The sequence below is a fragment of the Cupriavidus pauculus genome (assembly GCF_008801835.1).
Lineage (GTDB): Bacteria > Pseudomonadota > Gammaproteobacteria > Burkholderiales > Burkholderiaceae > Cupriavidus > Cupriavidus pauculus.
On record NZ_VZOW01000014.1, the window covers coordinates 45,028 to 62,709 of the forward strand.

Sequence of the window (17,682 nt, forward strand, 5' to 3'; positions counted from 1 at the left end):
CGACGCAACGCTGTGCAGCGGAGCTGAACAAGGCTCGTAAGATCCAGCCGGCAAAAACGTATGGCGACGGGGGATCGATCCACCGCCACTGGCAAGGGCACCGCGCTAGCGGTCTTCGCCAGCCGCCATGACCGCTTCCGCCGCATCGTCGTCGGCGTTGGCCACGGAGCGATCGGGCATCCAGGCGCGACCGCGCGTGCGATCGATCACGGGCAAGCGCTGCTGGATCGCGGCCTTGGCCAGCATGTGCGCGCTGATCGGCGCGGTCAGGAACAGGAACGCCGTCACCAGGATCTCGTGCAGACTCAGGCCGCTGCCGCGCGTGCTGAAATAGACCACCGAGGCCAGCACCACGCCGCCGACGCCAAGCGTGGTGGATTTGGTTGGTCCATGCAGGCGCATGTAGAAGTCGGGCAGGCGTGCCAGACCGATGGCGCCAATCAGCGTGAAGGCACTGCCGATCAGCAGCAGCGCACATACGATGGTTTCGGCTACGGGATGCATGTCCATGCTCCTACTTCAGCTCGATGATGTCGCCGCGCTGCAGGTATTTGGTCAGCGCCACGGTGCCGATAAAGCCGGTCACCGCGATCAGCAGTGCGATCTCGAAGAACAGCGTCGAATCGATCACCATGCCGTACAGCACCAGTAGCGCGATCGCGTTGATCGACAGCGTGTCGAGCGCAATGATGCGGTCGGGCAGGCCCGGCCCGCGCAGCAGGCGGTACAGCGTCAGCACAAAGGCAAGGCCCAGCATCGTCAGTGCAATCGGAATCACGACGGCAAGCATACGAATATCTCCTTCAATGGCGCTTCATAGCGCGACTTGATCGTGTCGACCAGCGCCGCTTCATCGCGCAAATGCAGCACGTGGATCAGCAGCGTGCGACGGTCGTCGCTCAATTCTGCGCATAGCGTGCCAGGACTGAGCGATACGATGCTGATCAGCGCGGTCAGCGCCATCTCATGCTCCACGTCCAGCGGCAACTGGATAAAGGCCGGACGCAGGCGCCCGATTGGCCCCAGCACAAGCATCGCCACCTCGATATTGGCGTGCACGATATCGAACAGCACATGCGCGGCCAGCCGCGCCATCAGGTCCGGGCGACGCAGCGATACGGGACGCAGCCACAGCCGCTGCCCCACCATCAGCGCGATGCCCCACCCGAGCAGCGCGCCCAGCAGTAGTTGCGCGGCCGAGAGATCGTTGACCAGCAGCAGCCAGATAATCAACAGCACCAGGCTCAGCCACGGATGCGGGAACCATCGTTTCAGCATCGCTCAGTCTCCCCTGCCCGATTGCGCCGCGTCGCCAGCCCCAGCATGGTCCGCATTGCCCACGTGGCCCGCTCCGAGCACAGCCTTGCGATAGGCGGCGATATCGAACAACTGGCCCACGGTGGCGTCGAGATAGCGTTCCATCGGCTTGGCAAACACCACCAACGCCACGTTGCCAGCCAGCAGCAACACCACGCATGCCAGTTTCCATCTGCGCAGCACCAGCCGGCGCGTGGGAGAACGCACGCCGTGATAAACGTGCGGCGCGCTCCAGACCTGCCGGCTGCCCGTGCGGCTCACTGCGATCAGCAACAGCAGGCTCGATACCAGCACCGCCGGCCACAACACCGGCGCCAGGGGGCCGACGGTGGCGCGCAGCAGCATCGCCTTGCCCAGAAATCCCGAGAGCGGCGGCAAACCGGCCGCGGCCACAGCCGCCACCATGAACAGCGCGCCTTCGAGCCGAATGCCGGGACGCCGCCCCGCCGCGCGATCCGCCGCGACGGAATCGGCCGCTGCCGCGGCGGCGGCCCGCGCGGCGCGACTATCGGGCTCGCCTTGCGTATCGAGCGCTTCCGACAACAGGAACAAGGCGGCCGTGCACAACGTGGTGCTCTGCAGGTAGTACAGCGCAGCGCTCCACGCCGGCGCACTTTGCACGCTGATGCCCGCCAGCAGCAGACCGACGGAGGTCAGCACCAGATACGCGGTCAGCACCCGGACCTCGCGCGCGCCCAGCGCGCCGATTGCGCCGATCGCCAGCGTGGCGAGCGCCATCCACCATAGCCAGTCGTGCATGAATCCCGCCAGCGGCCCGGCGTCCAGCGCAAAGATCAGCGCCTGCGTGCGCACGATCGCGTACAGGCCTACCTTGGTCATGATCGCGAACAGCGCCGCCACCGCGCCCGTGGCGCCCGCATAGGCACGCGGCAGCCAAAAGTACAGCGGAAATGCCGCCGCCTTGAGCAGGAACACCAGTTGCAGCATGGTTCCGGCCGCGGCCACCAGGTGCGCCGCATCGGCATCGAGCGTGCCGAGCCGGGCGCCCATATCGACCATGTTCAGCGTGCCCGTCACGCCGTACAACACGCCGATGGCGATCAGGAAGAAGCTTGACCCGACCAGATTGATCAGCACGTAATGCAGGCCCGGCACGATGCGCCGCTCGCCGCCGCCATGGACCAGCAGCGCATACGAGGCGATCAGCAGGATCTCGAAGAACACGAACAGGTTGAACAGATCCCCCGCCAGGAACGCGCCATTCAGGCCCATCAGCTGGAACTGGAACAGCGCATCGAAATGCCGGCCCAGGCGCGCGTCGCCACAACTGGCATAGACCGAGGTGGCCAATGCCAGCACGGCGGTCAAGGTCAGCATCAGCGCGCCAAGACGGTCCAGCTGGAAGACGATGCCGAACGGCGCCGGCCAGTTGCCCATCGCAGCCACCGGAATGACGCCGCTATCGGCCACGCGAAGCAGCACGATGGCCAGTGGCAGCAACGCCAGGGCGGCAGCAATCGACAAGCTGCGCTGCCGGCGTTGCCAGCGCGCCGGCATCATCGCCAGCAGCGCACCGGCAAACATCGGCACCAGCACCGGCAGCAACAGCAAATGCGTCACCGTCATGCGCGCTCCTTCGCCGTGCCTGCACCGGGCTCCGCGCCGTCAACGTGATCGCTGCCGGACTGGCCCAGCGAGCGCAACGACAGCACGACGGCGAACGCGGTCATCGCAAAACTGATGACGATGGCGGTCAGCACCAACGCCTGCGGCACCGGATCCGCATAGCTTGCGCCGGCGGCTATCACCGGCGGCCGCGCCGTCGCCAGCCGCCCCATCGACAGCAAAAACAGCGTCACCGCATACGAAAGCAGCGTCAGTCCAAGCACCAGCGTAAAGGTGCGCGCACGCAGCAGCAGATAAATGCCGCAAGCGGCGAGCACGCCAATGGCAATGGCGAAAGCGGCTTCCATCACCGGTCCTCCTGCGATTCGGCCACGCGCGCGGCAATGCGTTTGTCGCGCACGCCAAGGTGCGACACGATCAGCAGCGTGGTGCCGACCACCGTGAAATAGACGCCAAGGTCGAACACCATCGCCGTGGCCAGTTCGATCTCGCCGATCCACGGGAGATGGAAATGCCCGAACGCGGTGGTCAGGAACGGATAGCCGAACAACCAGCTGCCCGCACCGGTCAGGCCCGCCACCAAGATGCCCGCGCCTGCCAGCACCCGATAGTTGACCGTGATGCGCGCTTCGGTCCATAGCACGCCGCTGGCCACGTATTGAAGCAACAGCGCGATCGACGTCACCAGCGCCGCGACGAAGCCGCCGCCGGGCAGGTTGTGCCCACGCAGCAGGATGAACACCGCCACCAGCATCGTGAGCGGCAGCATCAGGCGCGCCAGGATCGACAACAACAGCGGATGGCTCTGACTAGCCCATGGCGCTCCGTTGGGATCGAGATCGGGCGCAGCCAGCCGCAAACCCTTGAGCATCGCCTGCACGCCGAGCCCGGCCACCAGCAACACGCAGATCTCGCCGAAGGTGTCGAAGCCGCGGAAATCGACGAGGATCACGTTGACGATGTTATGACCGCCGCCGCCACTGAGCGCGTTTTCGACAAAGAAATCGCCAATCGACGCATAGGGGCGCGTCATCACCGCGAATGCCGCACCGGCCGCCAATGCGCCGCCGGCCACCGCCAGGGCGACATCGCGCACGCGGCGCACGACGCCCACGCGCTCGCCCGCATCGACGGGCAGGAAATACAACCCCAGCACCAGCAGCAGGATCGTCACCACTTCCACCGAGATCTGCGTCAGCGCCAGATCTGGCGCGGAAAAGCGCGTAAACAGCAAGGCCACCATCAAGCCGCAGGTACTGAGCAGCGCGAGCGCCACCACGCGGCGACGGCGGTTGAACACCACCAGCAGCGCGCCCAGCGACAGGATGGCCAGCGCCAGCGCCGTCATCGCATCGAGCGGAGACTGCGGCAGCGGTCCGCGCAGCGCGCGCACCGCGTCGGCGCCTTGCAGTGCGCCCGCCCCGAGCAGATACCAGCCCGGCAGCAGCACCATCGCTGCGAGCAGCATGGCCACGTACCGCTGCAGCGAACCGTTTTCCATCCACGCGGTAAAACGGCGCGCCAGCCACGTCATGGCCTGCATCACGTCCTCGAAACGGTCGCGCGCATTGAGGATCGCCAGCGTGGCGTGGTGGCGATGAAACGCCTCGCGCCGGAAGCGGAACAGCAAGGCACCCGCGACCATCGACACCAGGCTCATCAGCAACGGCAGGTTCACGCCATGCCAGAGGCTCAGGCTGTATGCGGGCGGCGGTCCGTTCAGCGTGGCGCGCGCGGTGACATCGAGCAGCGCACCGACCGTGACGTTGGGCACCAGGCCCACCACCAGGCAGATCACCACCAGGATCTCCACCGGCAGTTTCATCAGGCGCGGCGGCTCATGCGGCGGATAGTTGGGCAGGTCGTTCGGGGTGCCGTCGAAGAACACGCCGTAGATGAAGCGCAGCGAATAGGCGACGCTAAGCGCGCCGGCCAGCGTCGCCATCGCCGGGACCATCCAGTTGAAATGGCCGAACAGTCCCTGCGCCAGCGTTTCGCCGAAGAACATTTCCTTGCTCAGGAAGCCGTTCAGCAGCGGCACGCCAGCCATCGACAGCGACGCCACGATCGCCAGCGCGCCGGTGTGCGGCATATAGCGCCACAACCCATGCAGGCGCGTCAGGTCGCGCGTGCCGGTTTCATGGTCGATGATGCCCGCCGCCATGAACAGCGACGCCTTGAACACCGCGTGGTTGATGATGTGGAACAGCGCCGCCACCGTGCTCAGTTGCGTGTCGAGCCCAAACAGCAGCGTGATGAGGCCCAGATGGCTGATGGTGGAATACGCCAGAAGCCCCTTGAGGTCACGCTGCAGCAACGCCATGCCCGCGCCACCCACCAGCGTGATCAGACCCGACAGGCTGACCAGGTAGAACCACCAATCGGTGCCGTCCAGCACCGGATACAGCCGCGCCAGCAGAAACACACCGGCCTTGACCATCGTGGCCGAATGCAGATACGCCGAAACCGGCGTGGGCGCCGACATCGCGTGCGGCAACCAGAAGAAGAACGGAAACTGGGCGGACTTGGTAAACGCGCCGACCAGCACCAGCACCAGCATCAGGGGATACAGCGGATGGCGCTGCACCGCGCCCGCCTGCGCCAGGATGTCGTTCAATTCCAGGCTGCCGCAGATATGTCCGAGCAGCAGCACTGCGGCCAGCAACGCCAGGCCGCCCGCGCCCGTCACGGTCAGCGCCATGCGCGCGCCCTTGCGCGCGTCTGAACGATAAGACCAGAAGCCGATCAGCAGGAACGATACGATGCTGGTCATCTCCCAGAACATCAGCATCAGCAGCAGGTTCCCGGACAACACCACGCCAAGCATCGCGCCCATGAACAGCATCAGCAGCGTGAAGAATCGCACCGTCGACGCCACGCGCGGCAGGTAATAGCGCGCGTAAACGATCACCAGCAGACCGATGCCGGCAATTAGCAGGGCAAACGTGAAGGCCAACCCGTCGAGCCGTAAACTCAGGTGCAGCCCGATCGCATCGAGCCAGTCGTGGCGCCAGCCCAGGACCTGGCCCGCCGCAACGGTCGGCCAGCTTGCCGCCAGCAGGCCCAGCGCACCGAGCGCCGCTGCGGCGGCCAGCGCAAAGGCCACGGTGCTGCCGGCGCGCTTGCAGAACTGGATCAGCATGGCGCCCGCGAACGGCAGCGCCACCAGCGCAATCATCAGCATGCGCGGCCCTCGGCGGGCGTTGGCGCGGCAAGTAGCGCGGGGAGGTGCGCAGATATGGGCGCCGAACGCGGCGCAGGCATGGTTTCGGTTGCGCGCGGTGCACGGCCGCGGCACGTGCACCTGCGCCATCCATCGGTGGCGAATAGGGCAATCGTCATCGGAACTCCTTCGCGCGTCATTGACGCCGGCGGGCGGTACAGGGGTAGCGGACGGAACGACCCGAGCGGGTCGCGGCGCACATCACCGCCATTTTGCCGCAGCAGACTGTGGAGAGCCAGTAACTATTTTGCCCCTGGAGGCGATGTCCAATGTGCGGCGCAGCATCGAGACCCAGCGGGGCGGCTACATCCGCAGCGGACCCGGGCAGGCCTTGAGGCCGATCCAGATCACGCCGATGACGATATTGACGGGCACGCTGAGGGTGCCGGGCACATAGAAAATCACGGACAGCGTCGGCGCCCGCATCAGCACTTCGACCGCGCAGCCCAGCCCGTAGAACAGCACGCCGCACCAGAGCCAGCGCCGCATATAGGTAAGTAGCCAGTGCGCGCGCGACTGATTGAAGCGCCACGCCGCGGCGCGCGCCATCAGATCGCCGCGGCTGACATCCTTGAACAGCCAGTCGAAAAAGAAATAGCGATACAGCAGCGTGCGAAAGGCAAGCTCTTGCATGGTTAGGTATATCCAGGCACCGACACGACGCCGGGCAGCCCCGGGTGGCGGTGGAAGACGATTCCGCAATCACCGTGCCCGACCTGCCTGCACGCGCGCGAGGCGATCGGGGGCATGAATTACTGTAGTTGCTGGATACGCGCGGAGTAACTTTTTCGCGGCGGCATTGCAAAAAAAGGGGCACGCCGCACGCCCCCTTGCGCAGCGTCGGGCGTGGAGCCCGACAAGCGCGGCGCGCATGCCCCATTCTGGCGCACGCCGCGACCAGGTGACGAAGGCGACGGTGGCTGCGCGAGGCGGCGCGCCCGGGCGCCGGGCGGGCGCTCAAGTTGCCGCCCCGGAAAGCCGTAGAATCCTCCGGTTACGATCTGGAGAATTCTTTCGATGCACAAGGCATTCCTGTTCGGCGCCATGCTGTTGGCCGCCGCCGCCAACGCCCAAACCGCCGCCAGCGCCCCGGCCGCCGCCAATATCGCCGCGCCGCTCGGCCTGGAACTGGGCAAGACCAAATGCGCGCGCATGACGCCCGGCCCGGGTCACGAAAAGGCCGGCACGGCGCAATGGGCCGGTGGCGATGCCATCGAGATCAAGCGCCTGGACCGCTTCAACCTGCCAGGGCTGAGCCGCGTGATCGTCAATTGCGATGCGCAGGATAACGTGGCGCTGATCACCATGACATTCGAGCGCAGCGCGCTCGACGAGGTCAGCAGCAAGCTCGACGCGCGCTACACATCCCGGCGCAAGACCGACGCCAACGCCGAAAACGCCTACGCCGAATGGACTGCGGCAAACGGCAGCCTGGAGCTGCTCTACGCGCGCGACGGCAAGCAATTCACCGTTGCCTACTGGAGCAAAGGCGCCAAGGCGAAATACTTCGCCTATAACGCCGGCAGCAGCACCGGCAACGCCGGCGCCGCCGGCAAGCCCGCCGCAGCCGCGCCGCAAAAGCAGCCTGCCGCGCTGTAGGCGGTGCAGGTGGCGTAGGCGCTTCATCGCCGGCGCCAGCATTTGCGCCGGCAGGCAGCCGCTCCGCCGCAGTTTCGTGCGATCGCCGTCCCGCCGCGCCGCTATCGCTTCAACAAAGCCCACCTTAAACAAATGCAAATTGCCTGCGTGGCGGGCGTGGCGCACAGTCTCCTCCCATAACAGCCTGATATAGAAACAGGAGGAGACCATGCGACGCATCATGCTAGCCGGCGCCATTCTGGCGCTGGTCCACGGGGCGGCATTTGCCGACAGTTATCCATCGCGGCCGGTGCGGCTGCTGGTCGGCTACGCGCCGGGCGGACCGGTGGATACCGCCGCGCGTATCTATGCGGACTATCTGGGCCGCGTACTCAAGCAACCGGTGATCGTGGACAACCGCGCCGGCGCCAGCGGCGCCATTGCCGCCGGCATGACCGTCAACGCCAAGCCGGACGGCTACACGCTCTACTTCGTCGCCAGCCCGACCATGACGATGACGCCGCTGGTGCAGAAGTCGGTCACCTTCAGGCCCGCGCAGGATTTCACGTACGTCGGCCTGATCACCGACTACACCAACGTACTGCTGATCAACAAGGACTTCCCGGCGCGCAACGTCGATGAACTGGTGTCGTATGCGCGCAAGCATCCGGGCGATGTCAGCTTTGGTTCGGCCGGCGTCGGCGCGTCGAATCATCTGTCGGCCGAACTGCTGGCGCAGATGACCGGCGTAAAGATGCTGCACGTGCCCTACAAAGGCAACGCGCCCGCCATGGCCGACGTCATCAGCGGCAAGGTGACGTTCATGTTCGACATCACTGGCACCGCCATCGGCCATATCCAGGGCGGCAAGGTGCGCGCGCTGGCCGTCACTTCGCGCACGCGCAACGCGGCATTGCCGACCGTGCCGACGCTGGTGGAATCGGGACTCAAGCAGTACGACATCACCGGCTGGTATGGCCTGATCGGACCGCTGGGCATGCCCGCCGACGTGACTGACCGGCTGGTGAAGGCGCAGCAAGCCGTCGGCAACGATCCGGCATTCCGCACGCGCATGACCGATGGCGGCTACGATCTCAACATCACCGGCCCCGCGCCACTGCAAGACCGCATCAAGAAGGAACTTGCGCTGTGGGGCAACGTGGTGAAGACAGCCAATATCGCAGTCGAATGACGGGCCTCACGGCCACGCCGTGCGCACGGCCGGCATGCCGGCCACGCGCTTTCGCCACGGCGAAGCGCCGCTTTCCCAATCACGAATTGCCGCCGCGCCGCGCACACCCATACACTGCGACGTATCGTGCGGGGCCGGTGGCCGGTCCCCTCTTTCAAACTGCACAAGGACGTGAGCGAGATGCCGCAGGACCGAGAGATCGCGCAGCGGATTAGCGATATTCCCCGCCATTGGGCCACGCATGCGCCGGACAACGTCGCTGTGGTCGACGGCGAACGCACCGAGACCTTTGCGCAGTTGTGGGCCAGCATTGGCCTGGCGCAGCGCTACCTGGAGGATCAGGGCGTCGGCGCGGGCGACCGCGTGATGATCGTCGGCGAGAATTGCATCGCGCTGATCGCGCTGATCTTTGCGCTATCGGAACGCGGCGCATGGCCGGTGGCGACCAATGCACGGATGACCGCGCGCGAGATCGAGGAGATCCGCGCGCACTGCACGCCGCGCCTGATGCTGTTCACGCACGCGGCGTCGCCGGACGCGCTGCGGCATGGCCTGCGCTACCGTGCGCGCGAGATCGCCCCGCCCGGTTTGGGCCCGTTGATGGCCGCCGACGTCGATACATCGAGCCAGCCCGAATCCGCGGACCTCGCGCGCGACGTCGCGGCGCTGATCTACACGTCGGGCACCACGGGACAACCCAAGGGCGTGATGGTCACGCATCGCGGCCTGCTCCATTACGCGCGCGTCACCGCCGAGACGCGCCGCATGGCGCCAGACGATTGCGCCTTCGCGGTCATGCCGATATCCCACATCTTCGGCCTGGCGACATTGCTGCTGGCCACCTTCCAGGCCGGCGGCAGCCTGCATCTGGTGGCCCGCTTCAACGCCGCCGAAGCATGCGAAGCGCTACAGCGCAACGAAATCTCGATCCTGCAAGGCGTGCCGGCAATGTTCAGCCGCATCCTCGCGCATCTGCAAAAGACCGGCCGCACCACGCTGCATCCGCCGCGACTGCGATATCTCTACACCGGCGGCGGCCCGCTCGAACCGGCGCTCAAGCGCAATGTCGAGGCGATGTTCGGCCAGCCGTTTCATCATGGCTACGGCATGACCGAATATGCGGGATCGCTGTTCATTACGCGCATGGATCGTCCGCGCAGCGATTGTTCCGCCGGCGAGATCGTCGAAGGCGCGCAGTTGCGCGTGGTTGGGGCCAACGGCGAAACGCTGCCGCCCGGCACACCCGGTGAGCTATGGGTCAAGGGCCCGGGCGTGATGCGCGGCTACTATCGCGCGCCCGCGCAGACCGCGGAGGCGCTGCGACCGGACGGCTGGCTGAACACCGGCGACATCGGCCGCATCGGCCCGGACGGCGCGTTATTCATCGTTGGCAGAACGCGCGATCTGATCATCCGCTCGGGCTTCAACGTCTACCCGATCGAAGTGGAATCGGTGATCAATTCGCATCCGTCGGTGCGGCTTTCCGCCGTCATGGGAAATGCCACAGCCGACGGCAACGAGGAAATCATCGCGTTTGTGGAATTGCGCGAAGGCGAAAAATTCGACGAAGCGGCGCTGCACGGCTTCCTGGCCGAACGGCTCTCTCCGTACAAGCGCCCCGCACACATCGTGCGCGTGCTGGCGATACCCACCACGGCCAGCGGCAAGCTCCACAAGCATCAACTTCGCGGCATGATCGCGGAACTGGTCTAGCGCACGATAGCGATCTGCTCAGGCCGGGTTGCCCGTGCCATCGGCCACCAGCAGGTCCACCAGCTTGCGCGCGAATACGGGCAGCGCGTCCAGATCCGCCACGCAGATCTGCAGCTTGCGCTCCGCCCATTCGTCGTCGATCTGCACGATGTTCAACGCCATGGTCTGCGCATGGCGGCGCGCCGTGCTTTCCGGCAGCACGCCGATGCCCACGTTGGCTTCGATCATGCGGGCCGCGGTCTCGAAATTGCTGACCTGGATCCGCCACCGCAGCGTGCGCTGCAGATCGGACGCGGCGCGCTTCAGAAAGTTGTGGATGGCGCTTTCTTCGGCCAGGCCGATGAAGTCGTAGTCGAGCGTATCGACAAAACGCACGCGCCTGCGCTGCGCCAGCGGATGACTGAGCGCGGTGGCCAGCACCAGCCGGTCGCGCCGGTAGGGCATGACCTCGAGCCCTTCCATATTGACGCCGCTGGCCGCGATGCCGATATCGACCATGCCTTCCTGCACGGCCCGGACGATATCCGGACTGAGCCGCTCGCGGATATCCACTGTCACGTCGGGATGGTTGACAAGATACGTGCGCAACACCCCGGGCAGGAATTCACTCATCGCGGTGGTATTGGCAAACACGCGCACGTGCCCTTTGATACCGGATGCGTACTCCTGCAAGTCGCCGCTCAGTTGTTCGATCTGGCGCAGCACGCGGCGCGCGTGCGCCAGCAGCGTCTCGCCGGCTGGCGTCACCTTCACGCCCTGGCTGCTGCGGCTCAACAGCTTGACGCCCACCTGCTCTTCCAGGTTCTTGATGCGCGTGCTGGCGGCGGGTAACGACAGGTGGCAACGTTCTGCACCGCGGGTCAGGCTGCTGGCTTCCGCAATATGCGTGAAAAGGTTCAGATCAACCAGATCAAAGCGCATGACGTTGTCTCCAAAGTAGTCGGCGATTATCTCCCGAACGCCACCACCTTTTCCATTCTGGCAATTACGGGGGCCTTCACTGCAAGCGAATGCCGGTTTCAAAACATGCAAATAGCCGCGCGCCCGCGCTTCGTTCAAGCTGTGGCGGCAACCTTGAACGGAGACAACGGAATGGCGGAAGCACAAGCCTTGCTGGTCGATATCGCGGATGGCATCGCCACGCTCACACTCAATCGGCCGCAACAAAAGAACGCGCTGAACCTGCCCATGCGCGATGCGCTGCGCGGCGCCGTGCAGCAGATCCGCGCCGACCGGAGCGTGCGCGCGGTGGTGCTGCGCGGCGCGGGCACGGATTTCTGTTCGGGCGGCGATATCCGCGCGATGAACGTGACCGACGCAGATGCGGGGCGCGATCGCATGGACGATATCCACGGCTGGATTGCCACGCTGATGGATCTTGACCGGCCCGTGGTGGCGGCCGTCGATGGCGTGGCGTATGGCGCCGGATTCAGCCTGGCCCTGCTGGCCGATTTCATCGTGGCCTCGCCGCGCGCACGCTTCTGCATGCCGTTCATGAAAGTTGGACTGGTGCCCGATTGCGCCGCGCTATATACGTTGCCGCGCGTGGTGGGCATGGCTCGTGCGCGCGATCTTGTGTTCAGCGCGCGCGAAATGGGCGCACAGGAAGCGCAGGAGATCGGCGCGGTGTTCGAGATCGTGGCGCAGGACCGGCTTCACGACCGCGCCAGGCAGCTCGCGCACGGATTGGCCGGCGCCTCGCCCACCGCATTTGCCTTGGCCAAGCGCGCCCTGAACCAGTCGCTGAGCAGCGATGTGCGCGCCATGCTGGAAATGGAAGCTCTGGGCCAGGGCATTGCGTTTACCACCAGCTATCACCGCGAAGCCGTGCGTCGCTTCAAGGAGAAGGAGCCGCCATTGTTCCAATGGCCGGCGGCGCTGGACGATTGATGCATACGCCGGCCCGGTAAGGCCGGCTACGCGCCGCGCAATTCAGCCGGCGGTGATGCCGGCAGTCTGGATCACCTTCTTCCACTTGACGATTTCGCTGTGCAGCCGCTGGCGCATCTGATCCTGCGTGCCGGGGTCCGCCTCGGCACCGGCCTGCAGCAGGCGCTGGCGCACGCCCGCATCGTTCATGGCGACGTTGAAATCCGCGTTGATTCTGTCCAGCAGCGGCTGCGGTGTCTGGGCCGGTGCGAACAGCGCGGCCCACGAATACGCCTCGTAGCCGGGCAAGCCCGATTCCGCCACGGTTGGCACATCGGGCAGCATGCCGGAACGCTTGCGGCTGGCCACGCCCAGCACCTTGATACGGCCGGACTTGATGTGTTGCAGCGCGGTCGGTGCGTCGCTGAACATCAACTGCACCTGGCCGCCCAGCAGATCGCTCATGGCCGGGCCGCTGCCCTTGTACGGGATGTGCTGCAGCCGGGTGCCGGCTTCCATGTTGAAGAGCTCGCCGGCCAGATGCGTGCCGCCGCCGTTGCCCGACGATCCATAGGCCAACGGCCGCTCGCTCTTTTTGGCGTAGGCAATCAATTCCTTGATGTTGTTGGCGGGCACCGAGGGATGTGCGACCACGAATACCGGGAACATCGCCGCGAAGCTGATCGGGGCGAAGTCCTTTTCGATGTCATAGGGCAGCTTGCCCATCAGCGAAGGATTGACCGCGTGGTGGATGGAGCCGAGGAACAGCCCGTAGCCGTCCGGCGCTTCCTTGGCGGCGAGCGCCGCGCCGATGGTGCCGCCCGCGCCGGCGCGGTTGTCGATCACGATGGGCGTCTTCCACATTTCCCCAAGCTTCTGGCTGAAGATGCGCGCCGTGCTGTCGACCGGACCACCGGGCGGAAACGGCACGATCAGCCGCACCGGCTTGCTGGGCCACGCGTCGGCCGCCAGGGCCGCAAACGGTTGCGCCGCCATGCCGAGCAGGCCCGCCGCCAGCAGGCGCCGCCGCATCAGGGAAGGCGAATCGGGTGCGTCGGGCGCGAAAGTACGGGGAAAATGCATGCGGAGTCTCCTTGTGGCTTACCTCGAGGCGGCCTGTTCCTGCAGCACGCGCTTGAGAATCTTGCCGTTGTTATTGGTGGGCAATTCGGACAGCGCCACGATGCGCGCGGGCCGCTTGTAAGGGGCCAGACGCGTGCGCAAATGGCTTTGCAATGCGCTCAATTCCAGCGCCGCGCCGGGGCGCAATTCCACAAAGGCGACGATTTCCTCGTTGCCATCGCCTTCGGGGCATCCCACCACGGCCGAGCGCTGGATGCTGGGATGGGTGTTCAGTGCGGTTTCGACCTCGGCCGGATACACGTTGAAGCCCGAGCGGATGATCATTTCCTTTAAGCGGCCGACCACGAACAGCGCGCCATCGGCATGCATTTCCCCGAGGTCGCCGCTGGCATACCAGCCGCCTTCGCGCATCACCGCCGCCGTGGCGGCCGGGTCGCGGAAATAACCGGGCATCAGGCCGCGCCCGCGCAACCACAGTTCGCCGCGCTGTCCCAACGGCAGTGGTTGCCCAGTGGTCGCGTCGGTCACCTGCACCTCGGCTTCGGCCACCGCATAACCGGCACTGGTATCGGCGCGCTGCTCGTCGAGCCGTGTGACATGCACGGATCCCGCATACTCGGATAGCCCGTAACCATGGTGCAGCGTGAGCCCAAACGTGGCCTCGACGCGCTGCTTGAGCGCCAGGTCCAGCGGGCCAGCGCCGGTGTAGAGATAACGCAATGCCGGGGCCACGGGCCGCTCGATACCCTGCTCCTGCAAATACGCGAGCAGACGCGAGAACAACGTGGGCGGCCCCTGCAGTTGCGACACGCCGTGACGAGCCAGCGCGTCGAGCAGATCGGCGGGATCGAACTGCGGACGCATCACCAGTTGCGCACCGGCCAGCAGCGAACTCAACAGCACCGTGCCCAGGCCGAAGATGTGCGTCATCGGCACAAACGCATAGCTGCGATCCGCGGGTCCAAGCGCGCGCGCGTCGCGCGTAACGCGGGCAAAGTGGATCAGCGCGTCGTGCGTCAGCATCACACCCTTGGGCGTGCCCGTGGTGCCTGAGGTAAAGATCAGCGCCGCGACCTCGTCGCGCAACGGCTGCGCTTCGGGCCGGGCGTCGCTGCGCACCGCGCCGTGCTCCATGCCGGGCAGCGCCGATGGCGATGCGTGGAAACGGCGCGCATGCGCGTCGGCGGCGCGCGACGCCGCGGCGGTGAAATAGATCACTCGGGCGTCGGCCTTGTCGGCGAATGCGTCGATCTCCGCCGGCGCCATGCGCGCGTTGACACCGCACGACCATGCGCCCACGCGGCTGCAGGCCAGGATCAGCGCGGCATGCTCGGGACAGTTCTCCGCCACCACCATGACGCGATCGCCGGGACGCACGTCCAGCGCCAACAACTCCGCCTGCGCCGTGTCGGTCAGCGCGCCAAGCTCGGCAAAGGTCACGCTGCGGCCATCCGGCAGATGGATGAACGGTTGATCGGGCGCTTCGCTCAGCCATTGGTCGAGCAGATGATGGATCCGCGTAGTCACGAGTCTTGCCGTCCTTTGCAATGCCGATAATGTCCGCGCAGCATGACCGCAAAGTTTTTGGCGCGCCATTCGTAAATGGCAAGGGGCGGCTTCGATGCCGCGAAACCGCCTGGCGGGTACCGCATTCCGCATTCTCAAAGGCCGGATTCGGCAATCTCGAACCACCGGCGCACGCCCCCCCATAGAATCGATCCACCGACTGGAGACAGATTCATGGACCTGCGTTTCACAAAAGAAGAAGAAGCCTTCCGCCAGGAAGTGCGCGCCTTTGTCCAGGCCAGCCTGCCGTCCGACATCCGCAACAAGGTGCTGGGCCACCAGCGCGTTGAAAAGGACGACTACGTGCGTTGGCACCGCATCCTGCACGCCCATGGCTGGGGCGCGCCGACGTGGCCCAAGCAATGGGGCGGCACGGGCTGGAATGCGTTGCAGCGCCTGATCTTCGAAATCGAAACGCTGCGCGCCGGCGCGCCGCGCATGCTGCCCTTCGGACTGACGATGATCGGCCCGGTGCTGATGAAGTACGCCAGCCCCGCGCATCAGGAGCGCTTTCTGCCGCGCATTCCGGGCGTGGATGACTTCTGGTGTCAGGGTTATTCCGAACCCGGCGCCGGTTCGGATCTTGCATCGCTGCGCACGCGCGCGGTGCGGCGCGGCGACAAGTTCATTGTCAACGGCCAGAAGACATGGACCACCATGGCGCACTTTGCCGACTGGATCTTCTGTCTGGTGCGCACCGACCCCGAGGCCAAGGCCCAGGAAGGCATCTCGATGCTGCTGATCGACATGAAATCGCCGGGCGTGACGGTGCGGCAGATCAAGACGCTCGATGGCGGGCACGATGTCAACGAGACATGGTTCGAGGATGTCGAGGTGCCGGCGGAAAACCTGCTCGGCGAGGAAAACAAGGGCTGGACCTACGCCAAGTATCTGTTGGGCCACGAGCGCACCGGCATCGCCGGCATCGGCCACTGCTATCGCGAACTGCGCCAGTTGCGGCACTACGCGGCAGAGACCACCGATGGCCGCGGCCGACCGCTGATCGAGGACGCGCGCATGCGCGACAAGATCGCCCGCCTGGAAATGGACCTGTTGGCGCTGGAAATGCTGCTGCTGCGCGTGGCAACGCAGGCGGCCGGTACGCCGGGGCCCGAGGCGTCGCTGGTGAAGATCCGCGGATCGGAGCTGCAGCAGGACATCGCGATGCTGCAAATGGAAGTGGCCGGTCCCAACGGCTGGCCCTATTCGCCCGACTGGCTGGAGCCCGGCGCGCCGCGTCCCGCAGGTGGACCCGCCTGGGCCGCGCCCGCCGCCTCCACCTATTACGACATGCGCAAGACCACCATCTACGGCGGATCGACGGAAGTGCAAAAGAACATCATCTCGAAGATGATCATCGGCTTCTAAGGCAAAGGACGACAGGCATGGATTTCACCTACAGCGAAGAGCAGCAGATGCTGGCTGACAGCTTGCGCCGCTTTGTCGCGTCCGAATACACGTTCGAAAATCGCCGTCGCAACGCGCGCGATCACGGCGCGTTCGACCCGCGCATCTGGTCGGCGCTGGCCGAGATGGGCGTGCTGGGTCTCGGCATTCCGGCCGAACACGGCGGCTTTGGCGAAGGCCCCGCCAGCCAGGTGGTGGTACAGCGCGAACTGGGCCGCGCGCTGGTGCAGGAACCCGTGATTCCCGGCGCTGTCATCGCTGGCGCGGTGCTCTCGCACTACGCGCCGGCCGCGCTGCAGACGCAGTGGCTACCGGCCATCGCCAATGGCGAACGGGTCTTCGCGCTGGCGTATCTGGAACCGGCCACACGCTACCGGCTGGACACCGCGCAAGCGGCGGCCACGCCATGCGCCAACCAGGGCTACGTGATCGATGGCGTGAAGTCGACGGTGTGGCACGGCGGCGCGGCCGACATGTATCTCGTCAGCGCCAAGCTCGATGGCGCGCTCGCGCTGTTCGTGGTGCAGCGCGACGCGCCGGGCGTGAGCGTGACGCCGTATCCGACGATCGACCGACTGGCGGGTGCGGACCTCGCCCTGGAGAACGCGCCGGCCACGCTCGTCACGGCCGATGGCCTCGGGGCGCTCGAATTCGGCATCGACCACGGCATCGCCGCGCAATGCGCGGCAGCGGCCGGCGCAATGGAGCGCCTGATCGAAATCACCGCCGAATACCTGGGCGCGCGCAAGCAGTTTGGCAAGCCGCTGGCATCGTTCCAGGCTCTACAGCACCGCATGGCCGAGATGCTGATGCACAAGGAGCTGGCGCTGTCGATGGCCTATGTGGCTGCGCAGGGGCTCGATGCCGCCGATGCGGCCGAACGCCGCCGCAAGGTGTCCGCCGCCAAGGTGATTACGGCCAGGGCGGCGCGCTTCGTCGGCCAGCAGGCCGTGCAACTGCACGGCGGCATGGGCATGACAGACGAGCTGGAAGTGGGCGACTATTTCAAGGCGCTGACCATGACAGACGTATTGCTGGGCGATACTGATCTGCACATGGAGCGCTACTGCGGCGCCATGGCAGCCTGACAGCAGCCATCCAATCGGCAGCCGTGCGCAATCGCTCGGCAACAACGCAAACCAGGCCC

The 17,682-nt window shown here is 65.8% G+C and carries 16 protein-coding genes; 6 read left to right on the forward strand and 10 right to left on the reverse strand.

Going from position 1 to position 17,682, the window contains the following annotated elements:
• Window positions 1-105 precede the first annotated feature (105 nt).
• From F7R19_RS15825 to F7R19_RS15855, 7 genes are all read right to left on the reverse strand, one after another.
• Entirely contained in the window at window positions 106-510 is a 405-nt protein-coding gene (locus tag F7R19_RS15825) for a Na+/H+ antiporter subunit G (RefSeq protein ID WP_407648884.1), read from the reverse strand.
• Between the two features lie 4 nt (window positions 511-514).
• A complete protein-coding gene (locus tag F7R19_RS15830; RefSeq protein WP_061956913.1) occupies window positions 515-790 on the reverse strand; it encodes a K+/H+ antiporter subunit F in 276 nt (91 codons plus the stop codon).
• On the reverse strand, window positions 775-1,278 hold the full coding sequence (locus F7R19_RS15835; protein WP_061956912.1) for a Na+/H+ antiporter subunit E: 504 nt from the start codon (window positions 1,276-1,278) through the stop codon (window positions 775-777). Before F7R19_RS15835 ends, F7R19_RS15830 begins: the two co-directional genes overlap by 16 nt.
• Window positions 1,279-1,281: 3 nt before the next feature.
• Window positions 1,282-2,898, reverse strand: coding sequence for a monovalent cation/H+ antiporter subunit D (locus F7R19_RS15840; protein WP_150981256.1), 1,617 nt, complete (start codon window positions 2,896-2,898; stop codon window positions 1,282-1,284).
• A gap of 2 nt (window positions 2,899-2,900) precedes the next feature.
• Window positions 2,901-3,251, reverse strand: coding sequence for a Na+/H+ antiporter subunit C (locus F7R19_RS15845; RefSeq protein WP_061956910.1), 351 nt, complete (start codon window positions 3,249-3,251; stop codon window positions 2,901-2,903).
• On the reverse strand, window positions 3,251-6,088 hold the full coding sequence (locus F7R19_RS15850) for a monovalent cation/H+ antiporter subunit A (protein WP_084003982.1): 2,838 nt from the start codon (window positions 6,086-6,088) through the stop codon (window positions 3,251-3,253). Before F7R19_RS15850 ends, F7R19_RS15845 begins: the two co-directional genes overlap by 1 nt.
• Before the next feature lie 342 nt (window positions 6,089-6,430).
• On the reverse strand, window positions 6,431-6,760 hold the full coding sequence (locus F7R19_RS15855; RefSeq protein ID WP_061956909.1) for a hypothetical protein: 330 nt from the start codon (window positions 6,758-6,760) through the stop codon (window positions 6,431-6,433).
• A 384-nt stretch (window positions 6,761-7,144) separates the two neighbouring features.
• Here F7R19_RS15855 and F7R19_RS15860 point away from each other — a divergent pair, with 384 nt between their 5' ends.
• The 3 genes from F7R19_RS15860 to F7R19_RS15870 all read left to right on the forward strand — a co-directional run bounded on the left by F7R19_RS15860 (window position 7,145) and on the right by F7R19_RS15870 (window position 10,610).
• Complete coding sequence (locus F7R19_RS15860; protein ID WP_150981206.1) at window positions 7,145-7,726, forward strand: hypothetical protein; 582 nt, start codon at window positions 7,145-7,147, stop codon at window positions 7,724-7,726.
• A 208-nt stretch (window positions 7,727-7,934) separates the two neighbouring features.
• Complete coding sequence (locus F7R19_RS15865; RefSeq protein WP_061956907.1) at window positions 7,935-8,897, forward strand: Bug family tripartite tricarboxylate transporter substrate binding protein; 963 nt, start codon at window positions 7,935-7,937, stop codon at window positions 8,895-8,897.
• A 180-nt stretch (window positions 8,898-9,077) separates the two neighbouring features.
• Window positions 9,078-10,610: a class I adenylate-forming enzyme family protein gene (locus tag F7R19_RS15870; protein WP_150981207.1), complete on the forward strand. Its 1,533-nt coding sequence runs from the start codon at window positions 9,078-9,080 to the stop codon at window positions 10,608-10,610.
• Window positions 10,611-10,628: 18 nt separating this feature from the next.
• Here F7R19_RS15870 and F7R19_RS15875 read toward each other — a convergent pair whose 3' ends face one another.
• Complete coding sequence (locus F7R19_RS15875) at window positions 10,629-11,531, reverse strand: LysR family transcriptional regulator (RefSeq protein ID WP_150981208.1); 903 nt, start codon at window positions 11,529-11,531, stop codon at window positions 10,629-10,631.
• Between the two features lie 171 nt (window positions 11,532-11,702).
• On the opposite strand from F7R19_RS15875, the gene F7R19_RS15880 reads away from it, so the two are divergent.
• Window positions 11,703-12,500: an enoyl-CoA hydratase/isomerase family protein gene (locus F7R19_RS15880; RefSeq protein ID WP_170292597.1), complete on the forward strand. Its 798-nt coding sequence runs from the start codon at window positions 11,703-11,705 to the stop codon at window positions 12,498-12,500.
• A 42-nt stretch (window positions 12,501-12,542) separates the two neighbouring features.
• Here F7R19_RS15880 and F7R19_RS15885 read toward each other — a convergent pair whose 3' ends face one another.
• Both F7R19_RS15885 and F7R19_RS15890 read right to left on the reverse strand, forming a co-directional pair.
• A complete protein-coding gene (locus tag F7R19_RS15885; protein ID WP_061956903.1) occupies window positions 12,543-13,562 on the reverse strand; it encodes a tripartite tricarboxylate transporter substrate binding protein in 1,020 nt (339 codons plus the stop codon).
• Window positions 13,563-13,580: 18 nt separating this feature from the next.
• A complete protein-coding gene (locus F7R19_RS15890; protein WP_150981210.1) occupies window positions 13,581-15,089 on the reverse strand; it encodes a class I adenylate-forming enzyme family protein in 1,509 nt (502 codons plus the stop codon).
• A 213-nt stretch (window positions 15,090-15,302) separates the two neighbouring features.
• On the opposite strand from F7R19_RS15890, the gene F7R19_RS15895 reads away from it, so the two are divergent.
• Both F7R19_RS15895 and F7R19_RS15900 read left to right on the forward strand, forming a co-directional pair.
• The gene (locus F7R19_RS15895; protein WP_150981211.1) at window positions 15,303-16,496 is read left to right on the forward strand and encodes an acyl-CoA dehydrogenase family protein; all 1,194 of its coding nucleotides are present in this window, start codon (window positions 15,303-15,305) and stop codon (window positions 16,494-16,496) included.
• 17 nt (window positions 16,497-16,513) lie between these two features.
• Complete coding sequence (locus tag F7R19_RS15900) at window positions 16,514-17,623, forward strand: acyl-CoA dehydrogenase family protein (protein WP_150981212.1); 1,110 nt, start codon at window positions 16,514-16,516, stop codon at window positions 17,621-17,623.
• Window positions 17,624-17,682: the final 59 nt, after the last annotated feature.

What these genes read in the sequence shown, in the direction of transcription:
- F7R19_RS15825 (WP_407648884.1), bottom strand. Translation starts at nt 510, where the DNA reads ATGGACATGCATCCCGTAGCCGAAACCATCGTATGTGCGCTGCTGCTG.
- F7R19_RS15830 (WP_061956913.1), bottom strand. Translation starts at nt 790, where the DNA reads ATGCTTGCCGTCGTGATTCCGATTGCACTGACGATGCTGGGCCTTGCC.
- F7R19_RS15835 (WP_061956912.1), bottom strand. Translation starts at nt 1,278, where the DNA reads ATGCTGAAACGATGGTTCCCGCATCCGTGGCTGAGCCTGGTGCTGTTG.
- F7R19_RS15845 (WP_061956910.1), bottom strand. Translation starts at nt 3,251, where the DNA reads ATGGAAGCCGCTTTCGCCATTGCCATTGGCGTGCTCGCCGCTTGCGGC.
- F7R19_RS15850 (WP_084003982.1), bottom strand. Translation starts at nt 6,088, where the DNA reads ATGCTGATGATTGCGCTGGTGGCGCTGCCGTTCGCGGGCGCCATGCTG.
- F7R19_RS15855 (WP_061956909.1), bottom strand. Translation starts at nt 6,760, where the DNA reads ATGCAAGAGCTTGCCTTTCGCACGCTGCTGTATCGCTATTTCTTTTTC.
- F7R19_RS15860 (WP_150981206.1), top strand. Translation starts at nt 7,145, where the DNA reads ATGCACAAGGCATTCCTGTTCGGCGCCATGCTGTTGGCCGCCGCCGCC.
- F7R19_RS15865 (WP_061956907.1), top strand. Translation starts at nt 7,935, where the DNA reads ATGCGACGCATCATGCTAGCCGGCGCCATTCTGGCGCTGGTCCACGGG.
- F7R19_RS15870 (WP_150981207.1), top strand. Translation starts at nt 9,078, where the DNA reads ATGCCGCAGGACCGAGAGATCGCGCAGCGGATTAGCGATATTCCCCGC.
- F7R19_RS15875 (WP_150981208.1), bottom strand. Translation starts at nt 11,531, where the DNA reads ATGCGCTTTGATCTGGTTGATCTGAACCTTTTCACGCATATTGCGGAA.
- F7R19_RS15880 (WP_170292597.1), top strand. Translation starts at nt 11,703, where the DNA reads ATGGCGGAAGCACAAGCCTTGCTGGTCGATATCGCGGATGGCATCGCC.
- F7R19_RS15885 (WP_061956903.1), bottom strand. Translation starts at nt 13,562, where the DNA reads ATGCATTTTCCCCGTACTTTCGCGCCCGACGCACCCGATTCGCCTTCC.
- F7R19_RS15895 (WP_150981211.1), top strand. Translation starts at nt 15,303, where the DNA reads ATGGACCTGCGTTTCACAAAAGAAGAAGAAGCCTTCCGCCAGGAAGTG.
- F7R19_RS15900 (WP_150981212.1), top strand. Translation starts at nt 16,514, where the DNA reads ATGGATTTCACCTACAGCGAAGAGCAGCAGATGCTGGCTGACAGCTTG.